Below are 22042 nucleotides of genomic sequence, written 5' to 3'. Positions count from 1 at the left end.
TCTTCGCGACCCTGCCCACCCTCGACGCTGATGAGCTCCATACGCTGCTGCCCTGGCAGTGGAAAGAGACCTTACCGGTCTAAGCGAAGCCTGCATAGATGGGGTTAGTGGAGCGCTTACGTATATTGCAAACGGGTATGACGCCACTTTTGAGGCTAGGCGTGCCCCGGTGGCTGGCGCTGTTAACGGTGATTATTACGCTAACCCTGGCGCTAGGCTTAGTTAGTTGGGCATTTGGCGCGCAGGTGTCTGCTGAGTTGGAATCACTGGCTGTTCTATTGCCCGAGGCATGGGATCAGCTTCAGGAAAGGCTTGAAGGGTCGCAGCTAGCGCCGTTGGTTGATAACGCGGCTGAGCGGGCGGGTAACCTGTTTGGTAACGGTATTTCTCAAGTGGGGATGGTAGTGGTCTCCATGGGGGGCAGTGTTGTCAGCTTTTTCGCGCTTATCGTCGGCATGGTTTATTTTGCTGCACAGCCGGGTCTTTATCGCCGTGGTTTATTGCTACTCGCGCCCATTAAAAGCCGTCCACGTTTGGGTGAAGCGCTGGATGAGAGCGGTAAGGCGCTTCGCTATTGGCTGGGCGGTCAGTTAGTGGCCATGGTGGTCACTGGGCTTTTAGTGGGTGTCAGCATGTGGCTGTTAGGCGTGCCAGCGCCGCTTGGCTTGGGGTTAGTGGCTGGGTTGTTGGATTTTGTGCCACTGGTGGGGCCTCTGATTGCTGCTATTCCTGCGTTGCTGCTTGCCTTCACGGTGAGCCCTCAAACCACACTGTTTGTGCTGATTGCGTATACGATTATTCAGCAGGTAGAGGGCAATATTTTACAGCCGCTGGTACAGCAGCGCGCTGTTCACTTGCCGCCCGCCATGCTGCTTTTTTCACTGTTTGCAGCCAGTACTCTGTTTGGTTTAGCCGGCCTGATTTTGGCCGCACCGCTGACGGTGGTGGCGTTTGTGTTGGTGAACAGGCTATACGTCACCCGGGAGGAAGAAAGCCAGTAAATAGTGTTAATTGTCATAAATACAGCTGCACAAATAATTGTACGCCGATTATTAGCAGCGTTAAGCTTGTCATCATTATCCGTACTAACTGGATCCATTCTGTCTGGAAGCGCCTGTTCGTGAACAGGCGCTTTTGGCATTGATAAAGGTGAATGTATGTCTACAACGACGGTTGCTGCGCCGCAGAGTTACCGCGTGCCGCTCATCGCCACAGCGGCGATCGTGCTTGGCGCGTTGCTTATAGGGGTGGTATTTGAGGCCAATACAGGCCTGTTAATGATTGTCGGTGGGCTGTTTGGCATGGTGCTTTATCATGCTGCCTTTGGCTTTACCTCGGCGTGGCGGGTATTTATTACCGAACGGCGAGGGCGTGGCTTGCGTGCCCAGATGGTGATGCTGGCGATTGCGGTGGTGCTGTTTTTCCCTGCGTTGGGAGCGGGCACGCTTTTTGGTAATGAAGTGTCGGGCTTTGTCGCGCCTATCGGTATCTCCGTGCTGGTGGGGGCGTTCTTATTCGGGCTGGGCATGCAGTTAGGCGGTGGGTGCGCCTCTGGTACGCTTTTTACCGCGGGCGGTGGTAACGCACGTATGTTGATCACCTTGGTGTTCTTTATTGTCGGCTCGTTGATTGGTTCGGCGCATTTTGCCTGGTGGCAGAGTTTGCCGGCCTTTCAGCCGGTATCACTGGTCAACGTGGCGGGGGTAAGTGGCGGGGTGGCGATTAGCCTGGTGCTGTTTGCTGCGATTGCTGCTTTCACCTGGGTGATGGAGAAGCGCCGCCATGGTCAGTTAGAGCAGGCGCCTATCGTCAATAAGCATGGGTATGAGCGTTGGCTGACAGGGCCTTGGCCATTGGTGGCGGGTGCCGTGGCGTTGGCGTTGCTGAATTTCGTCACCTTGGCCCTGGCTGGCCGCCCATGGGGAATTACCTCTGCGTTCGCACTGTGGGGTGCAAAGAGCTATGCGCTCGTTGGTGGCGATGTAAGCCAATGGGGCTATTGGCAAGCGCCGGGTAATGCAGCGGCGCTTGAAGCCAGCGTATGGAGCGATATCACGACGGTAATGAACGTCGGCATTATGCTGGGGGCACTTGCCGCCGCCAGCTTGGCCGGCCGCTTTGCGCCTAACTTCAAGATTCCATTGAAATCTCTTCTGGCGGCAATCGTTGGTGGCCTCCTGCTGGGGTATGGCGCCCGCTTGGCGTATGGCTGCAATATCGGCGCCTACTTCAGCGGCATTGCGTCTGGCAGCCTGCATGGCTGGGTGTGGTTGGTTGCTGCGTTCGCCGGCAATATGTTGGGTGTTAAATTAAGGCCTTTCTTTTTTAACGGCGTAGAAGGCCGCAAGCCAACCGCTAAAACGAGTTAATGCTGACTTAGCGCTCCTCAAGTAGCTAACAAGTAGCCAAGTAGATAAGGAATAAGTAGATAGATAGGTAGATAGATAGGTAGATAGGTAGATAGATAGGTAGATAAATAGATGACGCCCCGGTTTGAAGCCCATTCAACCGGGGCGTTTTTATGTTAACAACGTCGCTCTCTTCTACCTTTGTAGCAGGAGCATGTTACATTAAGCCCAAACGCCGCAAACGCCCGATATTGCTGCATTGCAGCAGTGATTGACATAAAAAGAGAATGCTTATGACTACCCAGAGTAAACGCCCCTTATACCTTCCTTACGCCGGTCCTTCTCTGCTCGAAATGCCGCTATTGAACAAAGGCAGCGCGTTTACTCAACAGGAACGCCTGGCGTTTAACCTGATTGGTTTGCTCCCCCAAAAGGTGGAAACCATTGAAGACCAGCTAGAGCGTGTTTATCGTCAGTACCAGCAGTGTCACAGCGATCTTGAAAAACACATCCATCTGCGCGCCATTCAAGATGACAATGAAACGCTCTACTTCCGTATGGTTTCTCAGCATCTGGAAGAGATGCTGCCGATTATCTATACCCCGACGGTCGGCCAAGCGTGCCAGGAATTCTCCAATATTTATCGTAACCACCGTGGTCTGTTTATTAGCTACCCTGACCGCGAGCATATGGATGACATCCTGCGCAGCGCCACGAAAGATAACGTCAAGGTCATCGTGGTGACGGATGGTGAGCGGATTCTGGGGCTGGGCGACCAGGGAATTGGGGGCATGGGTATCCCGATTGGGAAGCTAGCGCTGTATACCGCCTGTGGTGGCATTAGTCCCGCTTACACGCTGCCGATCATGATTGATGTAGGCACCAACAACAAAGCGCTGCTGGATGACCCCATGTACATGGGCTGGCGCCATGAGCGGGTAGGGCAGGAAGAGTACGACGCTTTCATGGCGGAGTTTATTGCCGCCGTGAAGCGCCGCTGGCCTAACGTGCTGCTGCAGTTCGAGGACTTTGCCCAGGCCAACGCCGTACCATTGCTTGAGCGCTACCGTGACGAGCTATGCTGCTTCAACGATGACGTACAGGGCACCGCGTCGGTGGTGGTCGGTACCTTGATGGCCGCTTGCCAAGCGCGCGAAGAAACCATTGCGCAGCAGCGGGTCGTGTTCGTGGGCGGTGGTTCGGCAGGCTGTGGTATTGCCGAGCAGGTCGTGGTAGCCATGGAAGCGGAAGGTTTGACCGAGAGCGAAGCCCGGGCCCGCATTTTCATGGTCGACCGGGATGGGTTGATGACCAGCGATCAGGCATGGCAGCGCGACTTCCAGCGTCGCTTGGCCCACAACCCCTCCTTGGTGGTTGGCTGGAATGGCCAAGGCCTTGAGGAGACCATTGCGCAGATCAAGCCCACGGTATTGATTGGTGTGTGCGGCCAGCGCGGTATCTTCACCGAGCAGGTCGTGCGCACCATGCACGCAGGCTGTGAGCATCCGGTGATCATGCCGCTCTCCAACCCGACCTCGCAAGCAGAGGCGGTGCCGGAAGATGTTATTCGCTGGACCGATGGCCAAGCGCTGGTGGCCACCGGCAGCCCCTTTGCGCCGGTGGTTTACAACGGCCGCACGTATCCGATCGCCCAGTGTAACAACGCCTATATCTTCCCAGGCATCGGTTTGGGCGTGATTGCCGCCAGTGCGAACCGAGTGACCGATGAGATGCTGATGAGCGCCTCACGAGCGCTGGCACGCGAAGCACCGCTGGTCAAAGAGGGCAAGGGCGCGCTGTTGCCGCCGCTTTCGCGTATTCGCGATATCAGCAAGTCGATTGCCTTTGAAGTGGCCGCCCAGGCGCAGCAGAACGGCGTGGCGTTAAAAACCAGTGGTACGACGCTGCGCGAGTTAATCGAAAAGGCGTCTTGGTCACCGGATTACCGCACTTATCGCCGCCGCGCATTCTAAACAAAAAAAGCCCCCACCGAGGTGGGGGCTGCAAGCATTGGTAGGTTTTACCCTTAGGCTGCGCCAATCATCTTGCGCAGCACGTAGTGAAGGATACCACCGTGGCGGTAGTAAGCCAGCTCGTTTACCGTGTCAATTCGGCACTTGGCATCAACGCTACGTTCACCGTCAGCATTTTTGATCACGACTTTGACGGTGCCACCTGGCGTCAAATCGCTTAAACCGGCAATCGAAATTTCTTCATCGCCCGTTAATCCTAACGTTTGGCGGCTTTCGCCTTCGGCAAACTGAAGCGGTACAACGCCCATGCCGATCAGGTTGGAGCGGTGGATACGCTCAAAGGATTCGGCGATCACCGCGCGAACGCCCAGCAAGCGTGTGCCTTTGGCTGCCCAGTCCCGTGAGGAGCCGGTGCCGTACTCTTTACCGGCGATCACGACCAGCGGCTTGCCTTCCTCTTTGTACTTCATGGCCGCGTCGTAAATGGCCATCTGTTCGCCGCTGGGTACGTGGCGGGTTTCACCACCGACAACGCCATCGAGCATCTCGTTTTTGATCCGCACGTTGGCGAAGGTGCCGCGCATCATGACTTCGTGGTTACCCCGGCGCGAACCGTAGGAGTTGAAGTCGACCGGTTTGACACCATGCTCTTGCAAGTAGCGGCCAGCCGGGCTGTCGGGCTTGATGGCGCCCGCTGGGGAGATATGGTCAGTGGTGACCGAGTCACCCAGCATCGCCAGCACGCGGGCGCCGTGCACATCTTCGATGGCATCCGGCTCACGGCCCATGCCTTCAAAGAAGGGCGGGTGCTGAATGTAGGTAGATTCGGGCCACTGATAGACCTTGCTCTCTGAAACGTCGATCGCTTTCCAGACCTCATCACCCTCAAACACCGCGCCGTACTCTTTACGGAACATCGCTGTATTGACCTTCTCAACGGCGCTGGCGATTTCTGCCTGCGTGGGCCAAATATCTTTTAGATAGACCGGCTCGCCGCTGCTGTCTTTGCCAATGGGTTCCTTAGTCAGGTCACGCTGAACGTTCCCGGCCAGGGCGTAGGCGACCACCAGGGGTGGTGAGGCCAGCCAGTTGGTTTTGACCAGCGGGTGAACGCGGCCTTCGAAGTTCCGGTTGCCAGACAGCACCGAGGCGACGGCAAGATCGCCATCGTTAATGGCTTGCTCAATCTCGTCAGGTAGTGGGCCGGAATTACCGATACAGGTAGTGCAGCCGTAGCCGACCAGGTTAAAACCCAGTGCATCCAGGTCATCGTTTAACCCAGCGGCTTCCAAATAATCGGTGACGACTTTGGAACCGGGAGCCAGTGATGTTTTCACCCAAGGCTGTGTCGTCAGGCCTTTTTCGCGGGCTTTACGTGCCAGCAAGCCCGCTGCCATCATCACGCTGGGGTTGGACGTGTTAGTGCACGATGTAATGGCGGCGATCACCACCGCACCTGGGTCGAGGCTGAAGTCCTGGTCATTAAGCTTAACGGCCCGGCTAGTGTCGTGTTCAAAACTACGCTCGACACCGACCGCGGTTTGGCCGCCTTCTGAGGAGAGTTTTCCTTTGGCGGTGGGGTCCGCTTTGTGGTCTTCCTCCATGAACTTGCCAAAGGCTGTCGCCATATCCTGCAGTGCAACCCGGTCTTGCGGGCGTTTGGGGCCAGCAAGGCTGGCTTCCACCTCGGTCATGTCCAGTTCCAGCGCATCGGTGAAGATTGGCTCATCGCTGGGTTCGCGCCAGAGGCCCTGGGCTTTGCTATAGGCTTCCACCAGCGCGACTTGCTCATCTTCACGGCCGGTGAGGCGCATATAGTTCAGCGTCTCTTCATCGACCGGGAAGAAACCGCAGGTAGCACCATATTCAGGTGCCATATTGGCAATCGTCGCGCGATCCGCCAGCGGCAGGTCTTTCAAGCCGTCGCCGTAGAACTCAACAAACTTACCTACCACGCCTTTTTTGCGCAGCATTTCGGTAACTGTGAGTACTAGGTCAGTGGCGGTAATGCCTTCGCGTAGCTTGCCGGTCAATTTAAAACCAATGACTTCGGGTATCAGCATCGACACCGGCTGCCCGAGCATGGCCGCTTCGGCTTCAATACCGCCTACACCCCAGCCGAGTACGCCCAGGCCGTTGATCATCGTGGTGTGTGAGTCGGTGCCCACGAGCGTGTCCGGGTAGGCGAAGGTCTTACCGTCTTCGTCTTTGGTCCATACCGCTCTGCCTAAATATTCCAGATTCACCTGGTGGCAAATGCCGGTGCCAGGCGGTACTACGCTAAAGTTGTCAAATGCCTGCTGACCCCAACGCAGAAACTCATAGCGCTCGCGGTTGCGCTGCATTTCGATATCCACGTTCTCTTGGAACGCGGCGGGGTTACCAAATTTATCGACCATGACCGAGTGGTCAATGACCAGGTCGACGGGAGAAAGCGGATTGATCTTGGCTGGGTCTTCGCCAAGGCTTTCGACAGCAGCACGCATGGAGGCTAAATCCACCACGCCAGGGACGCCGGTGAAATCTTGCATTAAGACACGTGCCGGCCGGTAGCCTATTTCACGGCTGGATTTACCTTCGGCCTGCCAGTCGACCAGGGCTTGCATGTCTTCTTCAGCCACACTTTCGTCATCGCCGAAGCGCAGCTGATTTTCGAGTAGGATTTTGAGCGTCTTGGGTAGCCGGTCAATGCTGCCCAGTGCCTCTGCCGCTTTGGGTAGGCTGTAATAGTGGTATGTTTTACTGCCTACCTCTAAGGTACTTAGCGTATCGGGTGTCTTGCTCATGTGTCTCTCCTCTGATTGCTGAGTGTTGCCCTCAGCGTGACGGTCACGATCTTCCTGTCGTATTGATTACCCTAGTATGGCTTACCCCAGTATGGCGTGATTTAGTAATAACACATGGGTGTTTGCATCGCCTCTTTCAAGGTTTCTTCGCCTAATAGCGTAGATGAAACCTTGCAATAGCTTGTACTTGGCACCATTTCAGGCAGACTCTGTGGCTAATTTTTTATAAAGCTTTTACCCAGCTATCAATAAAGCTATCAGTCAGATCTTTACAAGGTGGTGTCATGGAAACTCGTCATGAGCGTTTGATTATTCTTGGATCCGGCCCGGCCGGCTATACGGCCGCTGTGTATGCCGCACGGGCAAACTTGAAGCCATTGCTGATCACCGGTATCCAGGCGGGTGGACAATTGACCACCACAACGGATGTCGATAACTGGCCGGGCGATGCGCAAGGTGTTCAAGGCCCTGAGTTGATGGAGCGCATGAAACAGCACGCTGAACGCTTTAATACCGAAGTGCTGTTTGATCATGTCAATGAGGTCAGCTTAGGCGAAAAACCCTTTACGTTGAAAGGCGACAGCGGCATTTATACCTGCGATGCGCTCATTGTCGCCACCGGCGCCAGTGCCCGTTATCTGGGTTTGCCCACCGAGCAGCAGTTTATGGGTCAAGGGGTTTCTGCCTGTGCGACCTGCGATGGCTTTTTCTATCGCAATCAGGAAGTCATTGTCGTCGGTGGTGGTAATACCGCCGTGGAAGAAGCGCTCTATCTCTCTAACATCGCTTCCAAAGTAACGTTGGTACACCGCCGGGATACGCTGCGGGCAGAAAAGATTCTGCAGGATAAACTGCTTGAGAAAGCCGCCGCCGGCAAGATCGTCCTTGAGTGGTTCCAGGAAGTCGAGGAAGTACTCGGCGATAACTCGGGCGTTACTGGGGTGCGAGTTAAGTCCACTAAAGATGGTGCCAGCAAAGAGATCCATGCGCCTGGTTTGTTTATCGCCATTGGACATAGCCCCAACACCGGTATTTTTGAAGGTCAGTTAGCCATGAACGGTGGTTATATTAAAGTGAACGCAGGCCTTGAAGGTAATGCCACCGCCACCAGCGTGCCCGGCGTGTTTGCCTGCGGCGATGTAATGGATCACATTTATCGCCAAGCGATCACCTCGGCGGGTAGCGGCTGCATGGCGGCGCTGGATGCCGAGCGTTATTTAGACGGCATTGCCGGGTAACGTTGCACTCTGCTCTGAAGCGCCTAGCAATCGATAGGCGCTTCATCGATTCTCAGGCGCCCTAACTGGCTCAGCACTAGCTTTTTCCCCTGCGATTCTTCGGCACCGTTGCCTGAACAGATAGCAAAACTGCCGTTGTAACCGCTGGTATAGCCCAATGAGCTGTAGCGAATGCGCGACCAGCCCCGGCTGTAAGTTACTTGTGTGCCTCGCTCGGCAGGCATAACGCGCAAAATATCGTCGGCTTGAATGTTATCTGTTTGATCCCCCTTTACGATCATAAGCTCACCGCTCCATTCACTACTGCATGCCTTGCGGTCCTCAGCCGCCGGACAAAGCGTGATCTGGCGACGCTGGCTGATGGCCGTATTGCGCGCTAATGAAAACGCGCTTTGTAATCGATTGACTTCGCTGGTCTGCGCGGTTCGCTCACCCAATGCTTGAAAATTAGGCAGCCCCCAGGCAGCCATAATGCCGACTAATAGCAGCGTGATCATTAGCTCAAGCAACGTAAACCCGCTTTCAGGTAGCGTGCGCGCGCCGTTATGGCCATCGTTCATCGCCTCTCCTTACTTGACCTTGTTATTGCCCGCGCTATGCTCAGGGCCCGGTGTCAACGGCCATGATCAGTTGGTGGTTTAATCATCCTAGGCGATAGTCACTATTTTTTATGTAAGCCAAAACGGACAATGTTGTGAGCGATTTCTTAATTATTGGTGGCGGCGTGATCGGCATGATGACGGCGCTACAGTTAGCAGACGCGGGTCAGCAGGTCACGCTGGTTGATCGTGGCGAGTGCGGTAAAGAGGCGTCGTGGGCCGGTGGCGGTATCGTCTCACCGCTTTATCCATGGCGATACGACGCTGCGATATCGCAACTATCCCGCTGGTCAGAAGGCGTTTACCCCTCGTTGGCTTTTCGCTTGCTGGAAGAGACGGGCATTGATCCTGAGTATCGCCAAAGAGGGCTGCTCTACCTGAACGTAGATGACGCCGATAGTGCTCTGTGCTGGGCTCGACAGCTGGGCAAACCGCTAGAGCGGGTGGGGGCAGATTTCGTCCGCGATAAAGAGCCTGGCGTGGCAATGGCGGGCGACAGTGCGCTATGGATGCCGACCTTGGGCAGTGTGCGTAACCCGCGCTTAGCCAAAGCGTTGAAGGCGCGGTTAACGGCGATGCCGCAGGTAACGCTGAGAGAACAGTGCGAGGTCAGTGGCTTTATCCGAAAGGATGGCCAGGTGGAGGGCGTGGTTAGCTCACAAGGGCCGTTAATCGCTGGGCGCATTGTGGTGTGTGGCGGTGCCTGGACTGCTCAACTATTGGCTCAGCTGAAGGTGCAACTGCCGGTAAGGCCGGTAAAAGGGCAGATGATCGCTTACCAGGCACCCAAAGGGTTAGTGCAGCGTGTGGTGTTAAAAGATGGGCGTTATATTATTCCGCGTGCAGACGGGTTGCTGTTGGTCGGTTCTACGTTAGAGGAAGCTGGATTTGATAAGACCACCGACGCGGCAGCCCTGGCATCGCTAAAACACAGCGCCGAGGCCATTCTGCCTGCCTTGGCAACCTGCCCGGTAGCGCATCAATGGGCCGGGCTTCGCCCTGGTTCGCCAGCGGGCATTCCTTTTATCGGCGCCCTTCAAGAATGGCCTAACGTATACATCAATGCGGGGCACTATCGTAATGGCTTGGTATTGGCGCCTGCCTCGACCCATTTATTGGCGGATCAACTGCTTGGGCGCGAGCCATTGATCGACCCCGCGCCTTACCAGCCTACGCCCGAGCGGCTTATTCAGGTTTAAGGCGCGCCGTCTTTATCCTGCTGCTCTTGTAAAAAACGGTCACGGTGCGCGCTGGAGCAGAACCACTGCTCGTGGTCGCGCAGCGCTTCATCTTCGGGTACATGCACCTCACACCAGCGGCAGCGCACCATTTTACCGCCTTCATGGCGATTGACTTGTTTATGCTGTGCTTCATGCTCAAGCTTACGTTGTCGGTAGATGCCGTAGAGCTTTAAACCGGCATAAAATACAACGGCGAAGATAATCAGCCGAATGATCAAGAGGTTCATCCTTATTTTGTCTCCCGAATGAGGGAACTAGGCTTGGGATTGACGCATGGCCTTTGCCAGTTGGCGGCCCTTGCGGGACAATACGACTATGACGGTGTAACCCTATTTCAAAGATTCTCAAGAGATTTTGACGCCCATGCAAGACTTAACGCTGGTAATGGCCCAACTCGATCCTCTGGTCGGGGATATTCCCGGCAATGCCGCACGCGCGATTGAAGCAGTGCGCGAAGCGCGGATTGAGCATGGGGCGGATATTGTTGTCTTTCCAGAGCTTTTTTTGTCGGGCTACCCGCCGGAAGATTTGCTGCTGCGCCCCTCTATGGAAACCCGTCTGCGTGAAGCTCGCGCGCTAATGGCATCGAAGGTCGCCAGTGATGTGTTGGTGATCATCGGCTATCCCGGCGTGCGCGAAGGCCACTGTTACAACTTGGCTGGGGTACTCTACAACGGCCAGTGGGAAGCTGAGTACGCCAAGCAGGCGCTGCCTAACTACCAAGTGTTCGATGAGCAGCGCTATTTCACGCCCGGCACTGAGACGCTGGTGTATGAGCATAAAGGCGCCAAACTGGGCATCGTGATCTGCGAAGACCTTTGGGATGGCGCGCCGGTTAAGGCCGCCGCGCAAGCGGGCGCTGAGGTGCTGGTCTCCTTGCACGCCTCTCCTTATCACCAGGACAAGCCCGCGGAACGGCTGCGCCTGTTGGAGGAGCATGCCCAGGATACGCAGCTTCCAATTGTGTATGTGAACACCATCGGTGGCCAAGATGAACTGGTCTTTGATGGCGGCTCTTGCTGCGTTAACGCCAGCGGTGAGCTGCAGGTGCTGGCGCCGTATTGGCAGGCGGGCCTGATGCCGGTTCAGTTTTTGCAAACCAGCGCGACGGTCTGGGAACCCCAAGCCGGAGAGATTGACCCTGAGGTAGAGCCGGAAGAGAGCCTTTACTGTGCGCTCGTCACCGGGTTGCGCGATTACGTCAACAAGAGCGGTTTTGAGGGCGTGGTGCTAGGGCTTTCCGGCGGTATCGACTCAGCGCTTTCGCTGGCGATTGCGGTGGATGCGCTAGGCCCTCAGCGGGTGCAAGCGGTGATGATGCCGTACCACTACACGGCGGATATTTCCAAGCAGGACGCCGCTGAGCAGGCCAACCTGCTGGGGGTTCACTATGAGATCATGCCGATTGAGCCCATGGTCGACGCCTTTATGGGGACGCTTGCTGAGAGCTTTGCCGGTACGCAACGCGATACCACCGAGGAAAACCTGCAGTCGCGCTGCCGCGGTGTGCTGCTAATGGCGATTTCCAATAAGAAAGGCTTGATGGTACTGACTACCGGCAACAAGAGCGAAATGGCGGTGGGGTATGCCACGCTGTATGGCGATATGGTGGGCGGCTATAACGCCATCAAGGATGTGTATAAAACCTGGGTTTATCGCCTTGCCCGCTGGCGCAACACGCAATCACCTGCCATTCCTGAGCGGGTGATCGAGCGGCCACCCAGTGCCGAGCTGGCGCCTGATCAACAGGATAGCGACTCCTTGCCCGATTACGATGTGCTCGACGCGATCTTAGTCAGCTACATTGAAGGCGATATGAGCGCTGAGGCAATTATTGCTGCTGGTTTTGACGAGGAAGACGTTTATAAAGTGGTTAAGCTTGTTGACCGCTGCGAGTATAAGCGCCGTCAAGCCCCGATTGGCGTGCGGGTGACGCCACGCGGTTTTGGCCGGGACCGCCGCTACCCGATTGTTAATGGCTGGCAGCCCGGCGCATAAGCCGGGCCTAGCGCTAAAGCAAATACAAAAAAACCACGCCGAAGCGTGGTTTTTTTGCGGATGTGTACCGCTTTTATTGTTGCAGCATGTTCATAGGCTTAATCATCTTGGCCTAAATGCTTGGGTACAAAACGGCTGCCCTGCAGCTGTTCGTGGCCAGGCGCGTTTTCGCGCAGTACAGCTAACACCTCATTGGCGCGATCATCCATGTCCAAGCCTTGATAGCCTTCTACCATGGTGGCTAGGGCATCCCGGGTGGCGCTTGATTCAGGATAGTTTTCGACGACCCAGCGGCCGCGTTCAACCGCTGCCAAATAGGCCCCGCGGCGCAGGTAATAATCGGCGACATGCAGTTCATGGCGGGCCATTAGCTCACGTAGATAGACGATGCGCTGCTGTGCATCCAGCGCATATTCACTCTGTGGGTAACGCTGGATCAGCTCGCGGAAATCATTGTAGGCATCCCGAGAGGCGCCCAAATCGCGCTTGGAGATATCAATTAGGCGCAGGCGCTCTAAGCTGAAACGTCCTGCTTGCCACGCCGAGAGGCCACGAAGGTAGTAGGCGTAGTCAACCTGGGGGTGGTCGGGGTGAAGGCGAATAAAGCGGCTAGCCGCTGCCCGGGCTTCTTCCCAATTGCTATTTTCATAGTAGGCATAGATCAGCTCAAGCTGTGCCTGCTCAGCATGGGCGCCAAAAGGATAGCGTGTATCAAGCGCTTCTAAACGCTCTATCGCGATCGGGTAGCGGTTGCTGTCTAAGGCCGTGCGGGCCAATTCATAGAGCTCGCGCTCCTGCACCCCAGCAAATTCATCTTCCTCTTCTTCACTGGTATCGTTACTCGCACAGCCCGCTAAAAGGGCAAGGCTTAGGGCTAGAGCACCAAAGCGGTTGGCAGCTGAAAAAACGCGCATCTTCATCCTCGTTGCAAACAAGCCTCAATCACCAAAAAGCGGCGATGGCCATAAGTAGAAATGGTAGAATAGGTCGCAGTCCGCCCACTATAAAACACCTCGACATAAAACGCAGGCTTAGCGACGTTTCGTCAGGTGCCGTCAATATCGATTTTTCCATGCTGAGGCTGATTTTTCGCCTTGCTGGGGTTTTTTTCGCGCTTTAAAGAGGTTTTTCATGTCTCGAATAGTTGAAGACACGCAGCGTGTGCCCGCTACACTGGCCGGTGCGCGATTAGACCAAGCGGCGGCGGAGTTGTTCAGCAATTACTCACGTGAACGCTTAAAAGCGTGGATTAATGCCGGTGAATTAACCGTGGATGGCATGCAAGCCAAGCCGAAAGCCAAGCTGCACGGTCATGAAGTGTTGGCACTGCAGGCCACCATCGAAGACGATACACGCTTTGAAGCGCAGGATATCGCGCTGGATATCGTGTATGAAGACGACGCGGTAATCGTCATTAATAAAGCGGCGGGTATGGTCGTTCACCCCGCTGCAGGCAACCCGGATGGCACGCTGCTCAATGCCTTGCTTTACCACCACCCGGCGCTTGCTGAAGTACCACGCGCGGGTATCGTTCACCGCCTGGATAAAGATACCACCGGCTTGATGATGGTGGCGAAAACGCTACCCGCTCAAACTGTGCTGGTGGATCAGTTGCAGGCACGCAGCGTGTCGCGCCAGTACGACGCGGTGGTGATTGGTAAGCCGGTCTCTGGTAGTACCATTGATGCGCCTATAGGCCGTCATCCTAAAGACCGTAAGCGCCAAGCGGTAACGACATCGGGCAAACCTGCGATTACGCATTTTCGCGTGGTTGAACGGTTCCGTGCCCATACCCATGTACGCTGTAAACTGGAAACAGGGCGCACCCATCAAATTCGTGTGCACATGGCCCATGCCCGTTACCCATTGATTGGTGATCCCATGTATGGCGGCCGTGCCAAGCTGCCGCCAGGCGCTGCGGAGCCATTGAAAGAGATCTTGCGCGAGTTTCCGCGTCAGGCGCTACATGCTCGGAAGTTGATTTTCAAACATCCGGTCAGTGGCGAAACCGTTACTTTTCAGGTCGATCTCCCTGATGATTTGCTAATGTTGTTGGATTACCTGCGCGAAGATAATGAGACGATGAGATGAGCGATGCCATTAATTTAAGGCCGACGCTTTTAATGCCTGACTGGCCAGCGCCGGCCAATGTACGAGCCTTTGTGACCACCCGTGAATCGGGGCCTAGTCAGGGAGATTTCGCCGCTTTTAACACAGCTGCTCATGTTGGCGATAACCCCGACCATGTCGCACTGTGTCGCCGCCTGTTGCAAAAAGAGATCGAGGATGAGCGACCGCTACTGTGGCTTAACCAGACCCACGGTGCCCGCGTTCAGCAGGTTTTTGAACCTAACGCCGCCGATGCGGATGCTGCCATTGCTACGTCTAATGAGTACGCCTGTGTGGTACTGACAGCCGACTGCCTGCCGGTCATGCTGTGTAATCGCGCTGGAACCCAGGTTGCCGTTGCCCATGCGGGGTGGCGTGGTTTGGCAGGTGGCGTGCTGGAGGCGACGATTGCTGCAATGAATACCGATCCCGAGGACATCCTTGTGTGGTTGGGCCCCGCGATTTCCAACGCTCAGTTTGAGGTTGGCCCGGAGGTCTATGGTGCCTTTGTGGCAGTGCATCCTGACATCGCCGACGCTTTTGATCATAGTCCCTACCGGCTGGGTCATTACATGGCCGACTTGTACCGGTTGGCGCGGTTTCGTTTGGAAGCACTCGGCGTAAACAATATAAGTGGTGGCCACTTCTGTACAGCCTGCGAGTCGCGGTTCTACTCCTACCGTCGCGATGGCGGTAAAACCGGCCGCATGGCCAGTGTGATCTGGATCAATTAAACCAGTGGTTTATTCACACACCTCTTGAAAAGCATGGAACTGACGCCATTTAACTTGTCAAGCTAATCGTGATTAGTACGCCTAATGACACGTTATCGGGTTACGCTGTGCGTCCAAGCGCACGGCACCCCAGGAGGAATTCCATGCGTTTTGATAAATTTACCGCCAAGCTCCAAAGCGCGATTGCCGAAGCGCAGTCGCTGGCCGTTGGTCGCGGCCATAATCAGCTAGACCCAGCGCATTTGCTGCTGGCCCTGCTCGACACCAAAGATACCGGTATTAAGGCCCTGATTGAAAAAGCCGAGGGCAATCCCTCGCGCCTGCGTGATGGACTGATGCAGCAATTGGATAATTTGCCCAAAGTGGGGCAGTTCGACGGCGAAGTGCAGCCATCGCGGGATTTCATCAAGCTTTTTAACTTAACCGATCGCGAAGCGCAGAAGCGCGGCGATCAGTTTATCGCCAGTGAGCTAGTGCTGCTGGCAGCGCTCGAGATGAATTCGGCTCTCACCAAACTGCTGAAAGACGCAGGTATTAATCGCAAATCCCTCGAAGCGGCTATCAATAGCCTACGCGGCGGTGCCACGGTGGACGATGCTAACGCCGAAGATCAGCGTGAAGCGTTGAACAAATACACTATGGATCTTACCCAGCGTGCGCTGGACGGCAAGCTGGATCCGGTGATTGGTCGCGACGACGAAATTCGCCGTACGATTCAAGTGCTGCAGCGGCGTACTAAAAACAACCCGGTATTAATCGGTGAGCCGGGTGTGGGTAAAACCGCCATTGTCGAAGGGTTGGCCCAGCGCATCGTTAACGGTGAAGTACCGGAAGGCCTCAAAGATAAGCGCGTGCTCTCGCTGGATATGGGCTCGCTGTTGGCGGGTGCCAAGTTCCGTGGCGAGTTTGAAGAGCGCTTGAAAGCGGTGCTTAAAGAGCTTTCCCAGGAAGAGGGGCGGGTAATTCTGTTTATCGATGAGCTGCACACCATGGTCGGTGCCGGTAAAGCCGAAGGCGCCATGGATGCAGGCAATATGCTCAAGCCGGCTCTTGCCCGCGGTGAGCTGCACTGCGTGGGGGCGACCACGCTGGATGAGTATCGTAAGTACATCGAGAAAGACGCCGCTCTGGAGCGTCGCTTCCAGAAGGTGTTGGTGGATGAGCCTTCCGAAGAGGACACCGTGGCGATTCTGCGCGGCCTGAAAGAGCGTTACGAAGTTCACCACGGCGTGGATATTACCGACTCCGCTATCATTGCCGCGGCCAAGCTCTCGACGCGCTATATCACCGATCGGCAGTTGCCTGACAAAGCCATCGATCTGATCGATGAAGCCGCATCGCGTATCCGTATGGAGCTGGATTCCAAGCCAGAGTCGATGGATCGTCTGGATCGCCGCTTGATTCAGCTCAAGATGGAGCGCGAAGCGCTCAAGAAAGAGACCGATGAGGCGAGTAAAAAACGCTTGGAAGCATTGAGCGCCCAGATTCATGAGTTAGAGCGCGAATACGCTGATCTTGATGAAATTTGGAAAGCTGAAAAAGCCAGTATTCAGGGGGCTGCGCAGTTTAAGGCTGATTTGGAGCAAGCGCGGCTTGATCTGGAGCAGGCCCGCCGCCAGGGCGACCTGGGCCGCATGTCAGAAATTCAGTACGGCAAGATTCCAGAACTCGAGAAGAGAATTGCTGAAAGCGGCGAAGGAGAAGCGGATACCTCTAGCCACCAACTGCTTCGTTCCAACGTGACAGAAGAGGAAATCGCGGAAGTGGTTTCCCGCTGGACGGGCATTCCGGTCTCCAAAATGCTGGAAGGGGAGCGGGACAAACTGCTGCGAATGGAAGAGGCACTCCATCAGCGGGTGATTGGACAAGATGAAGCTGTCGAGGCTGTAGCCAACGCGGTGCGCCGCTCGCGAGCGGGACTTTCCGATCCTAACCGCCCCAACGGCTCATTTCTGTTCCTCGGCCCCACCGGGGTGGGTAAAACCGAGTTGTGTAAGTCGCTGGCCAACTTCCTGTTCGATACCGAAGAGGCGATGGTGCGTATCGATATGTCCGAGTTTATGGAGAAGCACTCCGTGGCCCGCTTGATCGGTGCGCCTCCTGGCTACGTCGGCTATGAAGAGGGCGGCTACTTAACCGAGGCCGTACGACGCAAGCCCTACTCGGTGCTGCTGCTGGATGAGGTGGAGAAAGCCCACCCGGATGTCTTTAACATCCTGCTACAAGTGCTGGAGGACGGCCGCTTAACCGATGGCCAGGGGCGCACGGTGGACTTCCGCAATACCGTCATCGTGATGACCTCTAACATGGGCTCGGACATTATCCAGCGCATGGGCGGTGACGATAGCGACTATGAAGTAATGAAAAACATGGTCATGGAGGTGGTGGGCAACCACTTCCGGCCTGAACTCATTAACCGTATTGATGAAGTGGTGGTGTTCCACGCCCTCGGCCAAGAGCAAATTCAAGCCATTGCCGGTATCCAGTTGGAACGCTTGAAGCTACGTCTTGCCGAGCATGATCTGAAGCTTGAGGTTAGCCCTGAAGCCATGGCGCAATTGGCGGTAGTCGGTTTCGACCCCGTTTATGGGGCGCGGCCACTCAAACGGGCGATTCAGAGTCGTATTGAGAATCCGCTGGCGCAAGACCTGCTGGGGGGCAAATTTACCCCTGGTGATACCATCCATATCACCGCAGAAGAGGGCAAGCTGGTGTTCAGCTGATTATTGGCAACGCCTTTTTGCGCAATTGAATAGGGAAAAAGCCCTGCTAGCGTTGCTGGCGGGGCTTTTTTAATGGCTTCCTGCGACCTTTGTTGCGTTTGGCCCGATCGGAGGTTGACAGGCTGAGGGCGCTAATGGAATCTTGTCGGTTCCTGATTTGCGGGCGCGGACTCACGGGTAACCCCTAATTCCCGCGCGAAGGGTAGGCGAAGGCCTCTACCCGCCGAAGGACTTCCGGGCTTGGGCTAACCGCTCAACCTGGCCAACGCCCCGACACGGCGAACCGCCGTGAAAGGGAATGACTGCTTTATGTTGGCATAAATCAGCATTCCCGATGAGAGTGCAGGCCCTAACCGGGCCATTTGCCAGGGTTTGGCATCAGGTGCCGGCTTGGGCCGGCAGCGGCATACCGCCGCACTCGACACCGCAGGATGTCCTGCGGATCGCACTCGAGACCTCCAGGGGAGAAATACAGTGGAACTGCTTTCCGGCGCAGATATGATCGCCCGCTTCTTGCAAGATGAGGGCATCGAATACATTTATGGTTACCCCGGCGGTGCAGCGCTGCATATTTACGATGCACTCTTCCGCCAGGACAAAGTGAAGCACATTTTAGTGCGTCACGAGCAAGCGGCGACTCACGCGGCCGATGGCTATGCCCGCGCCTCGGGCAAAGCGGGCTGCGTGCTAGTCACTTCCGGCCCCGGTGCCACGAATGCCGTCACTGGCATTGCCACCGCCTACATGGATTCCATTCCCATGGTGGTGCTATGTGGCCAAGTGGCCAGCCATCTGATCGGTGAAGACGCCTTCCAGGAAACCGATATCGTCGGTGTGACACGCCCGATCGTGAAGCATAGCTTCTCGATCCGTCACCCGTCTGAAATCCCGGAAGTGCTGAAAAAGGCGTTTTACCTAGCCTCGACCGGTCGCCCCGGCCCGGTGGTGGTCGATATCCCTAAAGATATGACGGCTCCCACTGAGCGCTACGAATACGTTTACCCGAAAAAGGTCAAACTGCGTTCGTATAACCCGGTAACGCGTGGCCATACCGGTCAGATCAAAAAAGCCGTCGAGATGATGCTGAAGGCCAAGCGCCCGGTGTTTTATACCGGCGGCGGCGTGGTGACGGGCAAAGCCAGCGAAGGCCTGACTGATCTGGTCAAGCAACTGGGGTACCCGATTACCACTACGCTGATGGGCATCGGCGCGTATCCCCAAAGTGACCGACAGTGTTTGGGCTGGCTGGGTATGCACGGCTCTTATGAATCCAATATGGCCATGCACCACGCCGACCTGATCATTGCCATTGGCGCGCGTTTTGACGACCGGGTGACCAATAGCACGTCGAAGTTCTGCCCCACTGCCAAGATCATTCATGTGGATGTTGATCCGAGCTCGATCTCTAAAACGGTGCGTGCCGATGTGCCGATCGTGGGCCCGGCTTCCAGCGTTATCAATGAGATGATCAGTTTGGTGCAGGGGCATAAAATTGCCCATCCCGAAGCGCTGACGGAGTGGTGGGAAAAAATTGACGGCTGGCGCGCCGACCGCGAGGGCAAGTTGTATGAGCCCTCCAAGCCTGGTGAAGCGCTCAAGCCTCAGGAAGTGATTGAGGCGCTGTGTCGAGTCACACGCGGCGAAGCCTATGTGACCACCGATGTCGGTCAGCATCAGATGTTTGCCGCGCAGTACTACAAGTTCGACAAGCCCAACCGACTAATTACCTCCGGTGGTTTGGGCACCATGGGCTTTGGTTTCCCCGCCGCGATGGGTATTAAACAGAACTACCCGGATGATGATGTGGTGTGCGTCACCGGTGAAGGTAGCTTCCAAATGATGATGCAGGAGCTCTCTACCTGTAAGCAGTATGGGGTGGGCGTTAAGATCGTTAATCTTAACAATGCATCGCTGGGTATGGTGCGTCAGTGGCAGGATTTGAACTATAAGTCACGTCACGCACATTCTTATATGGAGTCGCTGCCCGACTTCCATATGTTGATTGAGGCGTATGGGTTCACCGCGATTACCGTCAATACGCTTGACGAGCTTGAGCCAGCGCTAGAGCGTGCGTTTGCTGATAAGCATGAGCTGGTGTTTCTTGACGTGAAGGTCGATCCCTTTGAGCACGTCTATCCGATGCAGGTACCGCTAGGTGCCATGCGCGACATGCTGCTGTCTAAAACGGAGCGTACCTGATGCGTCATATCATCTCGATTCTGTTAGAAAACGAACCGGGTGCGCTGTCACGTGTAGTCGGGTTGTTCTCTCAGCGTAACTTCAACATCGAAACGTTGAACGTTGCCCCTACTGAAGACCCATCGCTGTCGCGCTTAACGGTCACTACTGTGGGCGATGACCGGGTGATAGAGCAGATCACCAAGCATCTTAATAAGCTGATCGATGTGGTGAAACTGGTGGATCTCACAGAAGGTAACCATATCGAACGCGAATTGATGTTGGTGAAGGTGAAGGCGCTTGGTGCGGCGCGTGATGAAGTGAAGCGCACAGTGGATATCTTCCGCGCGCAGATCGTCGATGTCACGCCAAGCCTGTATACCGTGCAGATCACCGGCGATGCGGGCAAGCTGGATGCCTTCCTTCAGGCCATGGCGCCGGTGGGTATTCTTGAGGTCGCCCGTACAGGGGTTTCGGGTATTGCCCGGGGTGATAAGGTTTTGTCGCTCTAAGCACGCAAGTACGCAGCCTTTGCAGCTAGCCCTTAAAAGCAAGACTTAAACGTAAGCATAAGCGTCGCTTCTTTCCCGGAGCGGCGCTTTTTTAGTTAACCCTCTTCGGTGCAGGTTCCCCGGGCATCAATGCAGCAATTGGCTGGCTGAGTGGCACTCACCGTGTAGAATGAAAGCGACTACTGTTCCCGTGACTTCACTTTTAATGGATGAAACCTATGACACAGGACGCTCGCGATCAAGAGCACTCAAACTCTGATCAGTCAAATCCAGGCCAGCCTGATAAGGCTGAACAGCAAGACAGTACTGATCAATCAGAAGTAGTTGGCAACGAGGATTTGGCGACTGCCTTCTTACGTGAAACCGAAGTGGTTGAGGAGACTGTTGAAGACGGCAAAAAGATTCGCCGCCGTGGTATCTATTTACTCCCTAATTTATTTACCACTTCGGCGCTTTTTGCCGGCTTCTTTGCGGTTGTCGCTGGCATTAATGGTGAGTTTACCTCAGCTGCCGTCGCGATCTTTATTGCGATGGTGCTGGATGGCTTGGATGGGCGTGTTGCGCGAATGACCAATACGCAAAGTGAGTTTGGGGCCGAATACGACAGCTTGGCGGATATGATTTCGTTTGGGATGGCGCCTGCATTGGTCGCTTTTACCTGGATTCTGCAGGACATCGGTAAAACCGGCTGGGTAGTCGCCTTTCTGTATGTTGCCTGTGCCGCGCTTCGCCTAGCGCGCTTCAATGTGCAGATTGGCAGCGTGGATAAAAAATGGTTTATCGGCTTGCCGAGCCCCTCTGCCGCAGCGCTGGTAGCCGCGTGTGTATGGACCTTCCATAGTTTTGACGCTGATGCTTTTGGTTTCAAACTATTGATGTTGGTAGTCGTGGCAGCAGCAGGCGTACTGATGGTGAGTAACATCCGTTATTACAGCTTTAAGGACCTCGATTTTAAAAAGCCAGTGCCTTTTGTTGTGCTGTTAGCCATTGTGTTGGCGTTTGTGATGATTTCGGTTGAACCTTCAGTAATGCTGCTATTACTGTTTGGTACTTATGTCGCTTCCGGGCCTGTATTAGCCGTAATGCGTAAGGCTAAAACGAGTAGATAGTACTTTTCTCCACTTTTTTGACAGTTATTTCAAAACAGCCCTTGCCAACCCGGCAGCGAATCCGTAAAGTACGCATCCGCTGCCGGGGACGCCAAGCGTTTCCAGCGGTGAATGAAGGTGAAAACCTTCGGTTTGTCAGGAGGTTAGAGCAGGTTGTAGTGTTCGCCTCACTCGCTAAAAAAACAGCGATTGACAAACACCAGGAACTGCGTAGAATACGCCTTCCTCGCTGCGGCAAGCCAGTTCAACGGCTCGCCAGTCAAACACAGCGAAAACGCTCTTTAACAATTTGATCAGGTAATTCATGTGGGCGCTTGCTGATGTTGGTGACAAATCACCGAATATCAAGGCAAGCGACTCAAGCAATAAGGTTTTAAAGGATTCGTCCTTTGGGATCTGTTTTGAATGAATTCGTTTGAACCTTGAGCCAAGTTTGGTTCGCTTCTGTTGCTTCGGTGACAGGCAAGAACCGCATAGATCTTAAACTGAAGAGT

General features: G+C 55.2%; 16 protein-coding genes. 12 read left to right on the top strand and 4 right to left on the bottom strand.

The annotated features are described in order from the left end of the window. Window positions 1-137: 137 nt before the first annotated feature. The 3 genes from HZS80_RS22180 (at window position 138) to HZS80_RS22170 (ending at window position 4321) form a co-directional block, all read left to right on the top strand. The gene (locus HZS80_RS22180; protein ID WP_246362467.1) at window positions 138-1001 is read left to right on the top strand and encodes an AI-2E family transporter; all 864 of its coding nucleotides are present in this window, start codon (window positions 138-140) and stop codon (window positions 999-1001) included. A 156-nt stretch (window positions 1002-1157) separates the two neighbouring features. Further along, window positions 1158-2369 (top strand): YeeE/YedE family protein, encoded by a 1212-nt coding sequence (locus HZS80_RS22175; protein ID WP_179917345.1) that lies wholly within the window; start codon window positions 1158-1160, stop codon window positions 2367-2369. Window positions 2370-2641: 272 nt separating this feature from the next. Next, window positions 2642-4321 carry an NAD-dependent malic enzyme gene (locus HZS80_RS22170; protein WP_281372645.1) on the top strand — a complete coding sequence of 560 codons (1680 nt, stop codon included), beginning with the start codon at window positions 2642-2644 and terminating at the stop codon, window positions 4319-4321. Window positions 4322-4374: 53 nt separating this feature from the next. Here the strand turns inward: HZS80_RS22170 and acnA are convergent, their stop codons facing one another. Continuing rightward, window positions 4375-7107, bottom strand: coding sequence for an aconitate hydratase AcnA (gene acnA, locus HZS80_RS22165; RefSeq protein ID WP_179917343.1), 2733 nt, complete (start codon window positions 7105-7107; stop codon window positions 4375-4377). 284 nt (window positions 7108-7391) lie between these two features. On the opposite strand from acnA, the gene trxB reads away from it, so the two are divergent. Then, on the top strand, window positions 7392-8345 hold the full coding sequence (gene trxB / locus HZS80_RS22160; protein ID WP_179917342.1) for a thioredoxin-disulfide reductase: 954 nt from the start codon (window positions 7392-7394) through the stop codon (window positions 8343-8345). Between the two features lie 23 nt (window positions 8346-8368). On the opposite strand, the gene HZS80_RS22155 is transcribed toward trxB, so the two are convergent. Beyond that, entirely contained in the window at window positions 8369-8905 is a 537-nt protein-coding gene (locus tag HZS80_RS22155; RefSeq protein ID WP_179917341.1) for a GspH/FimT family pseudopilin, read from the bottom strand. A gap of 134 nt (window positions 8906-9039) precedes the next feature. Here HZS80_RS22155 and thiO point away from each other — a divergent pair, with 134 nt between their 5' ends. Then, window positions 9040-10143, top strand: a complete 1104-nt coding sequence (gene thiO / locus HZS80_RS22150; protein ID WP_179917340.1) for a glycine oxidase ThiO — start codon at window positions 9040-9042, stop codon at window positions 10141-10143. Here the strand turns inward: thiO and HZS80_RS22145 are convergent. Then, a complete protein-coding gene (locus HZS80_RS22145) occupies window positions 10140-10412 on the bottom strand; it encodes a PP0621 family protein (protein WP_008959223.1) in 273 nt (90 codons plus the stop codon). The two genes, thiO and HZS80_RS22145, sit on opposite strands and share 4 nt — an antisense overlap. Before the next feature lie 136 nt (window positions 10413-10548). Here HZS80_RS22145 and HZS80_RS22140 point away from each other — a divergent pair, with 136 nt between their 5' ends. Then, on the top strand, window positions 10549-12183 hold the full coding sequence (locus HZS80_RS22140) for an NAD+ synthase (RefSeq protein ID WP_179917339.1): 1635 nt from the start codon (window positions 10549-10551) through the stop codon (window positions 12181-12183). Window positions 12184-12281: 98 nt separating this feature from the next. On the opposite strand, the gene HZS80_RS22135 is transcribed toward HZS80_RS22140, so the two are convergent. Further along, entirely contained in the window at window positions 12282-13097 is an 816-nt protein-coding gene (locus tag HZS80_RS22135) for an outer membrane protein assembly factor BamD (protein WP_179917338.1), read from the bottom strand. A gap of 217 nt (window positions 13098-13314) precedes the next feature. On the opposite strand from HZS80_RS22135, the gene rluD reads away from it, so the two are divergent. The 6 genes from rluD to pssA all read left to right on the top strand — a co-directional run bounded on the left by rluD (window position 13315) and on the right by pssA (window position 21548). Next, window positions 13315-14274: a 23S rRNA pseudouridine(1911/1915/1917) synthase RluD gene (gene rluD / locus HZS80_RS22130; RefSeq protein WP_179917337.1), complete on the top strand. Its 960-nt coding sequence runs from the start codon at window positions 13315-13317 to the stop codon at window positions 14272-14274. After that, complete coding sequence (pgeF, locus tag HZS80_RS22125; protein WP_179917336.1) at window positions 14271-15026, top strand: peptidoglycan editing factor PgeF; 756 nt, start codon at window positions 14271-14273, stop codon at window positions 15024-15026. The genes rluD and pgeF overlap by 4 nt, the downstream gene beginning before the upstream one ends. Window positions 15027-15169: 143 nt before the next feature. Continuing rightward, the gene (gene clpB, locus HZS80_RS22120) at window positions 15170-17749 is read left to right on the top strand and encodes an ATP-dependent chaperone ClpB (protein ID WP_035562856.1); all 2580 of its coding nucleotides are present in this window, start codon (window positions 15170-15172) and stop codon (window positions 17747-17749) included. Window positions 17750-18223: 474 nt separating this feature from the next. After that, complete coding sequence (locus HZS80_RS22115) at window positions 18224-19948, top strand: acetolactate synthase 3 large subunit (protein WP_035562860.1); 1725 nt, start codon at window positions 18224-18226, stop codon at window positions 19946-19948. After that, on the top strand, window positions 19948-20439 hold the full coding sequence (ilvN, locus tag HZS80_RS22110) for an acetolactate synthase small subunit (protein ID WP_007113940.1): 492 nt from the start codon (window positions 19948-19950) through the stop codon (window positions 20437-20439). The genes HZS80_RS22115 and ilvN overlap by 1 nt, the downstream gene beginning before the upstream one ends. Before the next feature lie 209 nt (window positions 20440-20648). Then, window positions 20649-21548 (top strand): CDP-diacylglycerol--serine O-phosphatidyltransferase, encoded by a 900-nt coding sequence (pssA, locus tag HZS80_RS22105; RefSeq protein WP_374730580.1) that lies wholly within the window; start codon window positions 20649-20651, stop codon window positions 21546-21548. Window positions 21549-22042: the final 494 nt, after the last annotated feature.

The sequence above is a fragment of the Vreelandella glaciei genome, from assembly GCF_013415125.1.
GTDB classification, from domain to species: domain Bacteria; phylum Pseudomonadota; class Gammaproteobacteria; order Pseudomonadales; family Halomonadaceae; genus Vreelandella; species Vreelandella glaciei.
This window is presented reverse-complemented; position numbering and strand designations above follow the sequence as displayed.